At 60.1% G+C, this 15,312-nt stretch carries 11 protein-coding genes and 1 pseudogene; 10 read left to right on the top strand and 2 right to left on the bottom strand.

Annotated features, from left to right (window positions below):
- Positions 1-72: 72 nt before the first annotated feature.
- From LB545_RS07980 to LB545_RS07970, 3 genes are all read left to right on the top strand, one after another.
- Positions 73-399: a low affinity iron permease family protein gene (locus LB545_RS07980; RefSeq protein WP_140562275.1), complete on the top strand. Its 327-nt coding sequence runs from the start codon at positions 73-75 to the stop codon at positions 397-399.
- A 93-nt stretch (positions 400-492) separates the two neighbouring features.
- Positions 493-1,743, top strand: coding sequence for a phospholipase D-like domain-containing protein (locus tag LB545_RS07975; RefSeq protein ID WP_224704872.1), 1,251 nt, complete (start codon positions 493-495; stop codon positions 1,741-1,743).
- 1,120 nt (positions 1,744-2,863) lie between these two features.
- Positions 2,864-3,151, top strand: a complete 288-nt coding sequence (locus LB545_RS07970; RefSeq protein WP_140562242.1) for a DUF768 domain-containing protein — start codon at positions 2,864-2,866, stop codon at positions 3,149-3,151.
- Positions 3,152-3,368: 217 nt separating this feature from the next.
- On the opposite strand, the gene LB545_RS07965 is transcribed toward LB545_RS07970, so the two are convergent.
- Complete coding sequence (locus tag LB545_RS07965) at positions 3,369-3,926, bottom strand: DUF1003 domain-containing protein (protein ID WP_140562244.1); 558 nt, start codon at positions 3,924-3,926, stop codon at positions 3,369-3,371.
- A gap of 634 nt (positions 3,927-4,560) precedes the next feature.
- Here LB545_RS07965 and LB545_RS07960 point away from each other — a divergent pair.
- The 6 genes from LB545_RS07960 (at position 4,561) to LB545_RS07935 (ending at position 13,187) form a co-directional block, all read left to right on the top strand.
- Positions 4,561-6,213 carry a ShlB/FhaC/HecB family hemolysin secretion/activation protein gene (locus LB545_RS07960; protein WP_181172033.1) on the top strand — a complete coding sequence of 551 codons (1,653 nt, stop codon included), beginning with the start codon at positions 4,561-4,563 and terminating at the stop codon, positions 6,211-6,213.
- A gap of 66 nt (positions 6,214-6,279) precedes the next feature.
- A complete protein-coding gene (gene dacB / locus LB545_RS07955; RefSeq protein WP_140562247.1) occupies positions 6,280-7,881 on the top strand; it encodes a D-alanyl-D-alanine carboxypeptidase/D-alanyl-D-alanine-endopeptidase in 1,602 nt (533 codons plus the stop codon).
- A 171-nt stretch (positions 7,882-8,052) separates the two neighbouring features.
- A complete protein-coding gene (locus LB545_RS07950) occupies positions 8,053-9,654 on the top strand; it encodes a D-alanyl-D-alanine carboxypeptidase/D-alanyl-D-alanine-endopeptidase (RefSeq protein WP_224704870.1) in 1,602 nt (533 codons plus the stop codon).
- Positions 9,655-9,712: 58 nt separating this feature from the next.
- Positions 9,713-11,281: a serine hydrolase gene (locus LB545_RS07945; protein WP_210239519.1), complete on the top strand. Its 1,569-nt coding sequence runs from the start codon at positions 9,713-9,715 to the stop codon at positions 11,279-11,281.
- Positions 11,282-11,538: 257 nt separating this feature from the next.
- Positions 11,539-12,480, top strand: coding sequence for a hypothetical protein (locus tag LB545_RS07940; protein ID WP_140584671.1), 942 nt, complete (start codon positions 11,539-11,541; stop codon positions 12,478-12,480).
- Between the two features lie 272 nt (positions 12,481-12,752).
- Positions 12,753-13,187: a GNAT family N-acetyltransferase gene (locus LB545_RS07935; protein ID WP_140584672.1), complete on the top strand. Its 435-nt coding sequence runs from the start codon at positions 12,753-12,755 to the stop codon at positions 13,185-13,187.
- Positions 13,188-13,306: 119 nt separating this feature from the next.
- Here LB545_RS07935 and LB545_RS07930 read toward each other — a convergent pair whose 3' ends face one another.
- The gene (locus tag LB545_RS07930; RefSeq protein ID WP_140562256.1) at positions 13,307-14,260 is read right to left on the bottom strand and encodes a hypothetical protein; all 954 of its coding nucleotides are present in this window, start codon (positions 14,258-14,260) and stop codon (positions 13,307-13,309) included.
- Between the two features lie 269 nt (positions 14,261-14,529).
- On the opposite strand from LB545_RS07930, the pseudogene LB545_RS30775 reads away from it, so the two are divergent.
- Positions 14,530-15,312 (top strand): annotated as a pseudogene (locus LB545_RS30775) (hypothetical protein); the annotation flags it as partial.

The raw sequence follows: 15,312 nt of genomic DNA, 5'->3' as shown, positions 1-15,312 counted from the left end.
AAAACCTTCAAGCACGTTTGCAGAGCTTGGGCCAAGAATGGGAACCCGCGTTGCAGTCGAAAGTTCTTGATGATGGCAAATCACCCGATCACGAGCGTGCTCACCTCAATCGGCACATTGACCTCTCGGCCGGCAGCATTCCTGGTGTTGCTGGCTTACGCCGCCCTTTGGCTATTTTTCGACAGGGAAAGTTTGAACTGGCATGGCGCGGCGACCCTGTTCACCTGGGCCATGACACTGTTCATTCAGCGCGCAGAGCATCGCGACACGCAGGCGATCCATGCCAAGCTGGATGAGATGTTGCGAACGAATAGCTCGGCATCAAACATCACCAGAATCGATGATGAAGAACCAGAGGAAATCGAAAAGCATCGCACTCGTAAACAGCAGGGCGATTGAGATGTGCCAAGCGGACTCGCGGCGCCACGGGCGGGCGCGGACCCAGTGAGGTTTGGCCTAAATCTGCGAAGGCTGCTCAAGGGCCTCAAATACGTGGCCGTTGCCGTCGTCGCCAGCCTGATCACGTTGCTGAGCATAAACTTGGCACCAGAGCCACGCATTTTGCGAACGCTTGTGCCGCACCGTTTCGACGCGGCGGATCCTGAATTTGTCAGGAGCATGAGCAGTTATTCGCAAGGACAGCTGTTCGAATCAAACTCGGTACAAACCCTTGTCAACGGAGATGAGATCTTTCCTTCGATGCTGCAGGCGATCCATGCGGCTCGCTCTACAATTGATTTCGAGACCTATATCTATTGGTCGGGGGTCGTCGGTTATGAGTTCGCGAGCGCGTTGGCAACCAAAGCCCGAGACGGTGTCGAGGTCCGTGTGCTCGTTGACTGGGTCGGCAGCCTGCCGTTCGATGAAGACCTGATCGAGATCATGACAAGCGCCGGCGTGCGGTTCCAGCGCTATAGACCTATTCATTGGTATACGTTGGATCGTGTAAACAACCGGACCCATCGCAAGCTGCTCATCGTCGACGGGCTGGTCGCGTTCACCGGCGGCGTCGGTATTGCCGACAACTGGCTCGGAAACGCCCGCAACCCAGATGAGTGGCGCGACACGCACTATCAAGTCAAAGGGCCCGCAGTGTCTGCCTTCCAGGCGGCATTCGCGGAAAACTGGTTGGAGACGGCCGGCGAGACATTGCAAGGTGAGAAGTTCTACCCACCCTCCGAACCTGCGGGGACGCTTGGAGCTCAGCTGATCCTGTCATCGCAGCCAAATGGCTCGGAGAACATGGAACTGATGATGCTGGCCGCGATAGCTGCCGCCAAGGATCATCTTCGCATCGGAATGGCCTATTTCGTGCCTGACGATATTGCCCTGCAGCAGATCCTGGACGCCAGGAAACGAGGGGTAGCAGTCGACGTGATCGTGCCCAACTGGCTCACAGACGTGCCCCTGGTCCGAAAGGGCTCGCGGTACTTCTGGGGCGACTTGCTCAAAGCTGGGGTCCGGATCTTCGAGTTCCAGCCAACGATGTATCATCCCAAACTCCTGATCGTCGACGACGTCTGGACGAGCTTTGGCTCTGCCAACCTGGACGAGCGCTCTTTGCGACTGAACGACGAAGCCACGCTGAATGTCTACGGCCGGGATTTTGCCAAAACGCAGATCGACCTGTTCAGCCAGGATCTTGCGCGATCAAGGCAGATCAGTTTGGGCGAATGGGAAGCGCGCCCCCTGACCGAAAAAGTATCGGACTGGCTGGCCAGCAGACTACACTCGCAACTCTAGAGCCTCTTGGTGGGCGAGTCCCCGCAAACGGCATCTGCGCCCGTCAAATGGCTAATATGGTGCGCCACGCGCAAGAATGGGAGCAACCCCGCAATAACACCGAGCGAATTGCTCAAAACGCGCCCTGCAACTTCATCGGCCGATGCATGAGTGCCCACCTTGTCATACACGCAGCGCCAGCGGCGCCGGGAACACGGAACTGTTCTCGCTAGTCACTGATTTCTTTCACGCCCAGTTCGGGCTGATCGGTGTGTGGGTCATTCCATGCCGGCCAAGCCGCCGGCACTTGGCCCCATCTCACCGCCGCCGAAAACCTACGCTAACCCACGCTGCATGGACTTGCCGCAGACGTCGGCGAAGGAGAATTTGCGAGGAGCTCGACTGGCGCGATGAGCGGGTCCGTTCGCTTTCGGGCCGCCAGCTGAGCAGCGGCGAGATCTCCCGGGCGTTGATGCACCGGTCGCGCCTCCCGATCCTCGACGACCCGACCACGGGGCTAGACGCCCGCCGGGCGCTCCACCTGGACATGCGCGATCGTTGCAAGGCGAGGTATCGCCGTGCTCTGGCGACGCCTTTCATCGAAGAGCGCGCGCGCGGGAACAATGTCGTGGGTCGGCGGTGCAGACCGCGTCGCCGCCGACTCGGGTGGCCAGCACGGAGGACCCATTCGCCCCTCTACAGTAATCTGCCAGAGCGTCATAAGCGTCATGTCATGCTCAAGGAGCGAGCTGGACGGCCGCCGCTCGATCCGCCGGATGCGCGCGTCACTGAAATGAGTATCACTCGTGAAGAAGACTGTCGGAGTGCTTTTCTGCATGCGGCATTCCCAACCGGACTGCCTGCGAAAGCGCCGAAGCGCGAGCACAATGCGGGCAGCATCGGTCCATCGCCGCCATCGGCGTCGAACTCCATCCAGGCTGTGCAGACCGATCTAGCGTAGGGGATCCAACCAACCAAGACAGATGAGTTGCTGACAGGCGACGGTGAAGGGGAAGGCGGCTCGCTTCGTTTGCGGCAATGGCATGCTGGGGACTTCGGTCGATGCCGGTGGAGTTCGCAATTCCTGACAGGGCCATGGAACAACCACTCTCTGCGGCAGTTGTCCGGCTCAGGAGGCGAGATGAGTGCGACCATAGAGTTCTTTCGAAGCTGGCTGCAGGAGAATGTCGGCAATGTGCCTGCGGACGCACCAGTCACCGTCGCAGGGCTCGTGCAGCAGTTCGAACAGGATGCGGATGCTGCCGGATATGGGCGCGAGGTTCGCGAACAAGAGATCGACAACATAGAAGACGCCATCCAGCAAGCCCTCGACAAGGCGAATGCGACCAGCGAGTTGCAGGCGCCGCGTCAGGAAGATGACTCGCTTGCTCCGGTCATCGACGCTCTTGAGGCGGCAGAACCCGAATAGTCCGCTTCTGCCGGTAGTGACTGTGGTGAGAGGGGCCGCTGATCATGGTGTGCTGTGGAATATTGTGTCGTCCGACGAGACACGCTGTCCTCGGCGGAGACACGCTGTCCTCGGCGGCCCATCAAGTCAACCAGAGCGCGTTCACAGCACGACGAGCGCTCATGGACAAGTGTCGCTATCGGTGGGACATTGGCGACGCCCTCTCCCCCAGAGTTGCCTACTCCTCTGCCTCCACGATCTTGTCGAGAACAGCTTCAGGCGCGACGTCGCGCTTCAGTTCGTTCAATTCATCATCCGCTTCCGTGCGAATATTCAAGCGCCTGGCAATCTCCTCGACCATCTTGATAAGCTTGGTCGTCTCATGTTCGTTCAGCAGGCTCACCTGAAGATCGAGGTCTGCTCTGGCATCGTCCTCAGCGGCCATCCGGTTCTGGTTGATGAGCACGAACGTGGACAAGAAAATCGCCTCCACGGATGCAATCATTGCAAGGATGACCAAGGATGGGTCCCAAGGCTGAACAAAGCCAACGGGCTTAATGTTGAGGACGATCCAGCCGCCGAAGAAAACAAGATGAATATAGACGAAGATCATGCTGCCTGCGAACTTGCTGATTGCTGCCGCAGCGCGTTGCTCCGCAGTGGCTGCTTTCGCATCGCGCTTTCGTCGTTGAACAATTGCTTCGATGTTGCGGGCCAAGGCCGGAGCGAGACCGTCCGCGGCTGGTCTGGTTGGGGTGGCGTGTCCTATGTCATTGCCTGAGGCATTCGGGCTCACAGTTCTCTCCGTGTCTGCACCTGACCCACCTAACTGGCCGGTTGGCGTTTCGATCCATGCAGTCTCAGGAGCGTTGACCTAATCTCATTACGATGGCTCACCCAGTGAGAGACCTGTCAGAAGACGTTGTGATAGCGAGACGGTCACCGGCACGGATGGGCCTGGCGACGCTGATCGTGCCTTCCATACGATTGCGATGTCGAGTCCGGGGCTCGCACAAGCGACGGCATCCGCGGCAGAGCGGGTCCGCGCGCGAGAGTTGGGGCCGCACACCTCGCCCGCGCTCCCCGTGAAGAGAGCTGGCGCACCGATATCGCAAACAGCCTACGGCGTAAAAAAATCCGCGCGTTTATCCTAAGCGTGAATGTTATGCCAGCTACTATGTCGACGAGGTGGCCAGATGCGCCGGCATCGCACGCAGCTCTGATCAGTTTTCCGCGCCGTCGCTACTCCTTTGTTCTTATTGCTCAACTGCGGAACCGCTCCGAATTTCCAGGATCATTTTTCCTGGAAAAGGCAAAGAATTCTATGCACGCGTCACCATTTATCTGAGACAACTTCTTTTTCTGAGACAATTGCTCTCGGTTAGAATGTCTGCGGCTTGAGAAATTCGTGGGCAGTTTTGGAGCAAAGAGTGGTTCACCACGACCGGCTTTGTCTGGCGACCAGACTGGTGCTGATCGCCTCAAGCTTTCTGGCGGTGCTGGTCGCTCGCGCTCAGGCGCAGGACGCGGACCGCGTCATCAGAGATCAGACAACTGTCATTGAGCGGTTCGAGCCGCCGCCTCGGCGGCCTCCAAGTATCACCGTTACGCATGCCGCGCCGGTCGCCGGCCTGTCCCCCGAGCAGCTCAAAACCATCCGCTTCCGGCTCCGCAAAATCGACCTCGAAGGAGCGGTGACGCTCGATCCGGCGATCTTCTCTGCGCTTTGGGGGAAACTGATTGGTCGAGAGGTTTCACTCCTCGATATGAAGGAGATCATCGACGGAATCGAACGCATCTACCGTGAACACGATTACTATGCGGCGGCCCTGGTCCCGAAGCAGGATTTCAGCAGCGGCCGGATCCGCATCGTCGTCTACGAATCCTATCTCCGCGATGTTGTCGTGGAATCGGATCAGCCCGGTCTCGAGGAACGGCTGAAGCCGTATATTGCCCGCATGGTGGCGGAACGACCGGTCCGTGTCTCTCACCTTGAGCGCTACGCCTTGCTCGTCGCCGATATCCCCGGCTTCACGGTGGAGGCCAAGCTTTCCAAGGTCGAGGACGATCCGGCTGCGGGGAGGCTTGTTTTGAAGGTCGACTTCAAGAGGAGCGGGCTCGATGCCCGCCTCGACAATCTGGGCACGCCATCAACCGGGCCGCTGCAGCTTTCCGGTATCGCGCGCGTCAACGATGCTCTCGGATTGTTCGAGGGCACCGAGGCGCTCGCGGTGACCAATCCCGCCGACCCGGACAAGCTCGTGTTTCTCCGGTTCGGGCAGGCATTTCCGCTCGGGCCGTCGGGGTTCGTCGCCGGGTATGAGTTCGGCCAAGTCTGGTCGAATCCGCTGGACGACGACGACATTCACGTCGGGAGCACGTTCGGAAAGGCTTTTTTGAACTACGCGATTGTGCGCACGATCGACCACAATCTCTTCGCCAAATTCGCGATCAATACCAAGGATGTGGCAGTCGACGTCAATGGCGATCCGGCGGCGCGCAATAGCAATCGATGGCTGACGGCGGCAGCCACGTTTGACACCACCATAGGCGGTGTCGCCGTCGTCGCCGAGGCCGGCCTGGGCCGGGGTTTAAGCGGTCTCGGCTCGAATACCGAGAACGCCGATTTCACCTACATGTTCGGTGAAGGCACGCTCTCACGCGACATTACCGATACCCTCACGGCGCAACTGCAGTTCACCGGCCAGTACGCCTTCACCGAGCTCCCTTCGGCGGTCCGCTTCGACCTGGGAGGCGACCCCTATAGCCGAGCCTTCGACAGCTCCTCGATCACCGGCGACGATGGCATCGCGGCCGCGTTCGAGCTTCGGAAAGGGATCGATGCCGCCATGCCGTGGCTGGCTAATCCCAGCCTGTTCGGATTCGTTGACTATGGAGCGGTGTGGAACCCGCCGGGCAGGGATTATGAGTTCGCTTCGCTCGGTTCCGTCGGTATCGGCATCCGCGCCGGGATCGGAACCCACCTCAACCTCCTGGCCTACGTGGCTACGCCCTATAAGGATGAAGCCCAGCTCGGTGTCGAGGGCGCCCTGTTCCGCGTCGCGGCGGGGGTGCGCTTCTAACCATGCGTCCTCTACGCTCAAACCTCGCCCAGCGCGTGGATCCACGCTCATGAAAAGGAATTGCCCATGATCACGATCCGTTCGATGTCCGTGACCAGCCTCGTGGCTCTAGTAAACCTGGGCGTCTTATGTAGTACGGGCGTGCGCGCCGACACCCTTCCCCGGATCGAAGGCGACACGCCGGCAAGCGTTTCTGCTGTCATAGCAGAGATCCAATCCAAAACCGCGTACGCGCACACAAGCTGGGGCATGCGCGTGGTCGATCTCGACGCGGGGACTGTGCTTGTCGATCAGGCGGCCGACCGGTCGCTCACTCCGGGGTCGATCATGAAGGTCTACAGCACGGCCACTGCGCTCGACCTGTATGGGGCGGACTACCGGTTCCATACCCCGGTCTACAAAGCTGGGCCGGTGTCGGAAGGCAGGCTTGACGGCAATCTGATCCTGGTCGCCTCTGGAGATTTCAGCTTCGGCCTGCGAGAGCAGCCTGACGGCACTCTCGGTTACAACAATTTTCCAGAGATCGACCACAACTATGCCGACACCGGCTTTGCTGGGGGCGCCTTGGTCAAGGAGAGCGACCCGCTAGCCGCCCTGGACAATCTGGCGAAGAGGGTTCATGCCTCCGGCATCGCGGAGGTCAAGGGCGACGTCATCATCGATGCGCGGCTTTTCGAAACCCATCGCGACCCCACGGACGGGATCATTTCCCCGATCTGGCTCAACGAAAACGTCATCGACATCATGACGACGGCGGCCGGCGCGGGGCAGCCGGCCAAGATCGATTGGCGACCCAAGACCGCGTCCGTCAAGGTGATAGGCGCCGTGATGACCGTCGCAGAGAATCCAAAGCCCATCACGATCGAGTCGCCTGCCCCTGGAGAGATTCGGGTCAGCGGCGAAATCGCCGCCGGAGTTGCGCCCACCTTGAGCATCTGGCATGTGCCGGACCCTGCCGCCTTCGCTCGAACAGCGTTCATCGAAGCTTTGCAGCGCGCCGGAGTGAAGGTAGACGCGAACGCGCTTGGGCCAAATCCAGTTGACGAACTGCCGGACGCGGCGGCCTATTCCCCTGACAATAAAGTGGCCGAGCACGTCTCGCCTCCGCTCTCGGAATTCGTCAAGGTCGTTCTCAAGGTCAGCTACAATCGCGGCGCCCATTTGATGCTGTGCCTTGCAGCCGTGAAAGGCGGAAGCCGAGACTGCGTGGCTGGAATCGGCAAGGAGCTCGAACTGCTCGACCGCCTGGGTGTGTCGCGGCAAAGCACTTACGTCTTCGACGGCGCCGGCTCCGATGATCACGCCAAGACAGCGCCCGTGGACCAGACAACGGTGCTCACGCGAATTGTCAAGGAGCCGTGGGGATCGGCCATCCGGGACGGAATGGCCATCCTGGGTGTGGATGGAACACAAGCTGCGAACGGTCTTGGAACCCCGGCGGTCGGGCATATTCACATCAAGGATGGCACACGGGTGATCTCCGCGCCCGGAGATTATCAGGGCATCATCATCGCCAAGACCCAAGTCGGCTATATCGAGGCGAAAAGCGGCCGCGAGCTCGCTTTTGCGATCTTCCTCAACAGCGCTCCTTTTGGCTCGGTCGAGGATTTCATCTCCGCCGATCACGACATTGCTGCAATTGCCGCTGCGATTCAGCAGGCCTACTAGGCGCGACGCTTCTGAGGCAGGCATGGTAACACCCCACAGCACTCCCAGCTTTTATATCTTCAGTAGCAGCGCCTTTATGCGCGTTCTCTTCGGATTGGCATTCTCATTGGTACGTCGGTACGTCGTGGCGATCGAGCCGCGGCCGCATTGGAGGAAGAGATGGAACGAACGATGTTCAAGAGAACGCGAAGCGGCTTGATGGTTGCCTTGGGCGTCGTGGCGCCACTTTGGGGTGCCGGAATCGGCGCGGCCGCAGCCGAACTCGACCTTCCGCCCGCTATCCGCTCGATTATGGACGCGCCACGCTATTCCGGGGCGATCTGGGGCCTCCGGGCAGTCGATCTCTCCTCGGGAGCCACGACGGCGGCCTATGGCCCGGACTCGCTTTTCTTCACCGGTTCGGTGCGAAAGCTGTTCTCGGTCGGTCTCGCGCTGAACGCGCTCGGCATAGATCATCGCTTCGAGACGAAGGTCTATCGTCTCGGCGAGGCAGGGGCAGACGGCACGCTTCAGGGAAATCTCGTCTTGCTCGCAAGCGGGGATCTGACCCTTGGCGGACGAACTGCGGCCGGCGGCAAGATCGCCTTCACCAACTTCGATCACACCGAGGCCAATTCGCTCGGCAGCGCGACCCTCACGGAGGCCGATCCGCTGTCCGGGCTGAATTCCATTGCAAGGCAGGTCGCCAAATCCGGAATCAAGGCCGTCACGGGCGATGTCGTCATCGATGATCGCCTTTTCGATCATTTCCGCGTGCCAAACGGGAATGTTCTGATCACACCGATGATCGTGAACGACAACCTCATAGACGTGACCATCCTGCCGGCTGAAGCTGGACAACCGGCCGCGGTGGACTGGCGACCTAAAACAGCGGCCTTCACCGTCAGTTCGCAGGTGATAACCGTCGCCGCCAGCGAACCGATGGAAATCTCCCTCGAGATCTCGCCAGCCGACCCCAAGATCGGGATCGTCAAGGGCCAGATCCCTGCCGGCTACAGGCCGAGCCTGCCCGGCGTCGCAACATTGGTCCAGACGTTCCCGATCGTCGAGCCGTCTTCCTTTGCGCGCACAGCTTTAATCGAGGCGCTGGGCAGGGCGGGAGTCTCAGTTACGGCATCGGCGACAGGCCCGAACCCGGTCGCGAAGCTTCCTTCGAAAAGCGCCTACTTACAGTCAGCGGAAGTCGCTCGACTCGTTTCACCGCCATATGCGGAATACGCGAAGCTGATCCTCAAGGTCAGCCACAATCTCGGAGCCAATCTGAGCCTTGCGCTATTTGGACTGACGCAAGGAGCAAGAACCATTGAGACGGACCTCGCAGCCGAGCGGAATACGCTGATAGGTGAGTACGGACTTTCTCCCGACGGCTTCGATTTTCCGACAAACGGCAGCGGCAGCCCCGATAGCCGTGCGACACCCGGCGCCGTTACGGGCCTCCTTGCGGCAATGCGGAAGACGAAAGCGTCGGAAGTTTATTTCGACGCTCTTCCCGTTCTCGGGGTCGATGGTTCGCTAGCCACAGTCGGGATCGATCCGCCAAATCCCCTCATTGCGCCAGGCGTGGGAAACGTGTTTGCGAAAACCGGGACAACAGTCGCGGACGGCACGCTCAAAGCCCAGGTCTTTGCGGGATACATCAAATCGAAGGCGGGAAAATTGCTGGCCTATGTCACTTATGTGAACAACGTCGCGCCAATCGGGAGCATTGCGGACGTCATCAAGGTATTCGCGGACGAGGGAGCGATATCTGCGATTTTGTACGAACTCAACTGATGACCGCGAGATTTCCCATTGGGTGCCGTGGGGCACGTTCCAACCGCCGGAGCAGATGATGAAACATTCGAAATTGGCCTCTTGGGCGGGAGTCGCGATAGTTGCCTGCCTCCTGCCGAAACTGGCCTTCGCCGAGCCCGTCACAACTGACCCCGTGACGACTGACCGTGTCACCGAGGTTCTCCCAAAACTCGATGCCATTATCCGCGATGGCATGTCGCGAACCGGCGTGCCCGGCTTGGCGATCGCCATCGTTCACGACGATGCGGTAGTGTTTCTCCGCGGCTACGGCGTTCGCGAGGTGGACAAGCCTGAGCCCGTCGACCCCGACACTGTGTTTCAGCTCGCCTCGATGTCGAAGCCGATTGCGTCCACGGTGGTCGCCACTCTCGTCGGCGAAGGTCTCGTGGCTTGGGACGATCCGATCGTAAAGCACGATCCCGGATTCGAACTGAAGGACCCCTGGGTCACGCGCGAGGTCACGCTTCGTGACATGTTCTCTCACCGAAGCGGTCTTCCCGGACATATTGGCGACCTGCTCGAGGACCTGGGATACAGCCGCGAAGAAATCCTGTTCCGGCTACGCCACGTCAACCCGGCCGGTCCCTTCCGGGCGAGCTACGCCTATACCAATTTCGGCTTGACGGAAGCGGCGCTCGCCGCAGCCAAGGCTGCCGGGAAGCCTTGGGAAGTATTGTCAAAAGAGCGGCTGTACCGACCCGCGGGCATGACCCGGACGAGCTCGCGACATTCTGATTTCCTCGCCGCCGAAAATCGCGCCGTGAATTCCGTCCGCACTGACGGCAAATGGCTTCCCGGCCCGCCACGCGATCCTGACGCCCAGTCTCCGGCTGGCGGTGTCAGCTCCACGGCACGCGACCTCGCGCAGTGGCTGAGGCTCCAGCTTGGCGGCGGCAAGCTCGATGGCAAGGAGATCCTCACCTCGGCTGCTCTCGCCGAGACTCACCAACCGGTAATCGCACGGGGGTCCGCATCGGGTCCGTCCGGCGCTTTTCCCCCTTCTTACGGGCTCGGCTGGAACGTCGATCTCGATCCGCAGGGTCGTATCCATCTCAGCCACTCGGGAGCGTTCAATCTTGGTGTCGGCACGAATGTGCATCTCGTTCCGTCAGAACGGCTCGGCATAGTCGTGGTGACGAACGGCTATCCGGTCGGCCTCGCGGAGGCCACGAGCAAGAGCTTTCTCGATCTGGTATTTGCCGGAAAGGTTGAACGAGACTGGATCGACGCCTACGGCCAGCTCATGGCTGATGCCATGAAGCCCGACTACGGCGGCGCCATCGATGCCGAGCGGGCGCGCTCGCAGCCTTCGCCGGCCCTGCCTGCCGCAAGCTATGTCGGCACTTACGGCAACGACTTTTATGGCGGACTGACGGTTACACAGAAGAGCGACAGCCTGGTCATGAGCCTCGGGCCCCGCACGGAGTCCTTTCCACTTCAGCACATCACCCGCGATACCTTCACATACCAGCCGATAGGCGAAAACGCCTCTGGACCGAGTGCCGTTTCGTTCACCGTTGAGGCCGACCGGACGACAGCCGTCACGATCGAGAATTTGAACCTCCATGGCCAGGGCATTTTTCTTCGAGACCCACGCAAGCCTTGACCCAGAGAGAGAGAGAGAGAGAGAGAGAGAGAGAGAGAGAGAGAGAGAGAGAGAGAGCTTGGGGGTGTCGAACATGACCGACATAGCGAGCCAGCCGCCTTGAGGTTTCCGATGCGGACACGATGCCGCTGGAGCCACATCGTCCGGCATCCGAGAACCTTCACGCTCGCGCATGTTGGCGTCCCAGAGATTTAGGTGTTCCCCGATGTTATTAGGTTGGGTCTAATGTCTAACGCCTCGGCAACCCGGTAAACGACATGGATTTCAGGACGTTCTCAGGCTACGGATACCTCCTCATCGGCGGCCTTATCCTCGTCGGCGCCGGGCTCCTGACCATTTCGCTCATCGTCAATCTTGGGGTGGCGCGCAGTGTGCGGCAGGACGCACGCCATCGTGAAAAGCTGTTGGAATATTATCGCAACACCTTTTCGCAGCTGGGGGTGATCCTGATTGGAATTGGAGTATCTCTGTTCATCTTCTTTTTTCAGCAGAACTACCAAGACCAGCGCAAACGCGAAGCCGAACTCCAGCAGGTCATGGCCAAACTGGCGGCACGCATCGCTCGTGGCGCAGCCGTCGTCGAATCCCTAGGTGAATTCGACACGCTGCTCGATGAGGGTGGGCCCTACATCGATCCGAAACTCGGTGGAAAGAACAACGCCATCAGCGCGCACGGAGCGGAGCTCGCCAAGCAGGTCGCCGAGATTCTTTTGGTCGAGCGCGACGTTGACGTTCAGTCGTTCGAGATTCTGAACTTATCGCGTGACTTCGAATCGTCGTTCGTCGTCAACGAACTCGATCCGACGCTGTGGTTTAATATCGTCAGCGATGAGAGCGAGATCAAATATGCCACCACCCAGCTCCCGCTGGACTACACGGATTTGCACGATGCGATCGGCGGTGAGCCACTTGATGCTGCGATCGCTAATCCTGAAAAGGAGCGGAAGATCAAGCAGGAGGTGCTGGATATCTTTTATGATGCCGACCTGTTGCGCCTGCGCAGCAGGAGACTTCTCGGCCGTGCGTGCTGGCTTTTCAGCAACGGGCGGGGCTTCGTCAAACTTAGACCGGTCGATGAGATCGAAGCGGACGCCAGGTCGCACCAGGAGTGGATCGATCGGTCGAAACATTTCCTGATGCAATTGAAGTCGGGAAGCGGGGATTGCTTCAAATTGCTCCGCTACAGCCAAACGTCTTGAATCGAGACTGATCTTGCTGCCCTCGTGTGGCTAATCTCCGTCCGCCGCCGCGTGCCGGGATTATTCCGTCGCGAAGCTCTATGCCTTGTCTCCTCTCATGCTCATGTTGTTGCCCCACCCACGGAACCGGTGCGTTTCCAGGGCCTCTTTTCCTGGAAAGGGCAAAGAATTCCATATTCGTTCCCCAGTATTTCTGAGACAAATTCTTCCGTTTTTGGAATGTCTGCCGCGAGAGGGGTTCATCGATGCATATATCGTTAATAGGCTAAAACATGCGCCCATTCGTTATTGTGTCCGAAAGACCCGAAGATGCAGACTATAAAACGATCTTGAGGGCCTTGGTCAGCTATAATGATGCGACGAGCGAACCTTCTGGCTATGCGCCAGTCGGCATCCTCCTTCGTGATCATGATAGCGATGAGACCATCGGCGGCTTGTGGGGAAAAGTGTCTTACGATTGGTTGTTTGTCGAACTGTTGTTTGTTCCGGAATTCCTGAGGCGGCAAAAGCTCGGGACGCAACTCATGAATGCTGCTGGACAGCTCGCTCGGGAGCGGAAGTGTGTGGGGGTGTGGCTGGAAACCTATGGATTCCAGGCGCCAGCTTTCTATAAGACCTTGGGTTACGAGGTGTTCGGGCAACTTCCAGATCACGCTCGGGGCTCAGGTCGGTTCTTCTTGCGCAAGATGCTGGCAGCGTCGGTTTAGTGACCAGCAGTGCATCTCGGCTATGGTAGGGGCGGATGTGGTCCGGTGGGCTCGCGGCGGGACAACGGCATTCTGGTCCAGCCGGAAAATCGACCCCGCGTAAAGGCGCATGAGAGCAGCTACGCCTCTCCGAAACGCTGCTGCGCCATTGCGCCAGCAAGCCAGATCGGATCGAACAGGTCGACCAACGCCCTGTGGCAAGGCGATTGAACTTGGTCGAGGCCAGCTTCATGGCCGCCCGTCAGAAACGCGCCGACGCCTTCATCGACCGCGGCTGGATCTGGAATCCGCAGCCCCAGCGAGGCCAAGTCGCCGGCAATCGACGTTTGGGACGGCAGGTATGCAACCGCAGAGCGCAGCCGCATGCTCGGCGCTGGAAGCCGGATCATCACAATTCGGGTCACCGATGGCTGCGCGTCGGGGCCGATGATCGTGGCGCCGCACATCAGGCCCGCAAGGACGCTAGCCGGTGGTGTCGGCAAGGAAAGACAGAAGAACATGCGGCCATCACCGCTGGGTTCGACCAGGTCGAGGTGCATGGCCCGCCCCGCCATCACGAGCGGGCCTTCAAGTTGAAACCGGCTCGTCGGCAGCCGCTCCGAATACTGTGCGAGAACGCCCTGCGGGCCATTCGATTGGATTGACAGTTCTGCCCTGATGAACTGGGCGCGGAAATAGGGCGACCAGGCGTGGGAGTAGCAGGCGTAGGTGCCGGCGAGCGACCGGCTTGCATCCTGGCGTTGCCCGGCGAGCGACCGGCGCGACGGTTCGCTTATGCGCTCCAGTGTATCGCGCTCGCAATTATGTCGAGTACAAATGGCCTGGATGAACTCGTCGAGCTCGCAGTCGGCGATCCAGGCTCCCGGACGCCCAACATCCACGACCTTCGCCCAGTCCTCGTAGAGCCGGAGCTCGCGCGGGTGGGCACGCCCCTGCATCCATTTGTGCGCGCGCTCGACATCGAACGACGTCGCCGGGTTGACACGACGGAACGCCGCCGCGAGGTCCTTGCGTGTCACGGCGCCGAGGAATGCCATCGTCACCCGCAATTTCTGACCAACATTCTGCGTCACGCGCTCTCCTTTGCTGTTGTTCTCCCGCCCGCGGATTCGCCCCGAATTTCCAGGGTCAGTTTTCCTGGAAAAGGCAAAGAATTCTATAACGCCGTTCCCGCTTATCTGAGAGGATCTCTTTTCGATTTAGAGCGTCTGCGGTGAAACCTTCGCCACCCAGCATGCAGGCGGCAGAAATGCTGTTGATTTGCTGCCCCAATCGGCAGTCATGGGTGCATAGAATCTAATTTAAGATTTCCTAATTCGGAGAGGTTCGAGGGGCCAGGCAGGTGGGTAGAAAAGTCGACGTCATCAGGCGGTCGCGCCTTACGGCCGGCCGGCTCAGGCAAATTGGGTCGCCGACGCGAATCTCCTGCCTGGCGCGGGCCATAGTACTCCTTGCAGGCCTGCTATCGACGGCACTTCCAGCAAACGCCAGGAACTTCAATGTCGGCAACGAGACGCAGCTCCAGACCGCGCTCAATCCGAGTGGTGGCGCCCAGGACGGCGACACCATCACCTTCACCGCGAACATCATCTTGAGCACCAACCTGCCTGAGGTGAAGCGCGACGTGACCATCAACGGCGCCAACCATACGCTCTCCGGCAACAAGCAGCATCGCGGTCTGTTCGTCCAGTCGGGCAAGGTCGCGATCAATGATCTCGTCATCGAAAATGCCAAGGCACAGGGCGGCAACGGCGGCAACGGCGTGAGCCCCAACACGGGTGATGCCGGTGGCGGCGGTGGCGGCGCCGGACTTGGCGGGGCCCTGTTCGTCGCCAGCGGCGCCCGTGTGACAGTGAGCAACGTCACCTTGCTGCACAACACGGCGCAAGGTGGCGTCGGCGGTGCCGGCGTTTCGGCTGACGGCAAGTTTGCGGGCGCCGGCGGCGGCGGCGGCGGTATGTTCGGAAACGGCGGCATATACGACGGCACCAGGGCCAAAGGCGGCCCCGGCGGTGGCGGCATTGGAGGTGGACCGGGACCCGAGAACGGCGGACCTGGTGTCTTTGGCGGCGGAGGCGGCGGCGACGCCAGCCTGGGAGCCGCGGGCATCGGCATCCACCTGCGC

It is taken from the genome of Mesorhizobium sp. BR1-1-6 (assembly GCF_020165355.1).
In the GTDB taxonomy this organism is placed as follows: Bacteria; Pseudomonadota; Alphaproteobacteria; order Rhizobiales; family Rhizobiaceae; genus Mesorhizobium.
The sequence above is the reverse complement of the archived record's forward strand: the minus strand, read 5'-3'. Positions and strand labels throughout refer to the sequence as shown.

What these genes read in the sequence shown, in the direction of transcription:
- LB545_RS07980 (WP_140562275.1), top strand. Translation starts at nt 73, where the DNA reads ATGGCAAATCACCCGATCACGAGCGTGCTCACCTCAATCGGCACATTG.
- LB545_RS07970 (WP_140562242.1), top strand. Translation starts at nt 2,864, where the DNA reads ATGAGTGCGACCATAGAGTTCTTTCGAAGCTGGCTGCAGGAGAATGTC.
- dacB (WP_140562247.1), top strand. Translation starts at nt 6,280, where the DNA reads ATGATCACGATCCGTTCGATGTCCGTGACCAGCCTCGTGGCTCTAGTA.
- LB545_RS07950 (WP_224704870.1), top strand. Translation starts at nt 8,053, where the DNA reads ATGTTCAAGAGAACGCGAAGCGGCTTGATGGTTGCCTTGGGCGTCGTG.
- LB545_RS07945 (WP_210239519.1), top strand. Translation starts at nt 9,713, where the DNA reads ATGAAACATTCGAAATTGGCCTCTTGGGCGGGAGTCGCGATAGTTGCC.
- LB545_RS07940 (WP_140584671.1), top strand. Translation starts at nt 11,539, where the DNA reads ATGGATTTCAGGACGTTCTCAGGCTACGGATACCTCCTCATCGGCGGC.
- LB545_RS07935 (WP_140584672.1), top strand. Translation starts at nt 12,753, where the DNA reads ATGCGCCCATTCGTTATTGTGTCCGAAAGACCCGAAGATGCAGACTAT.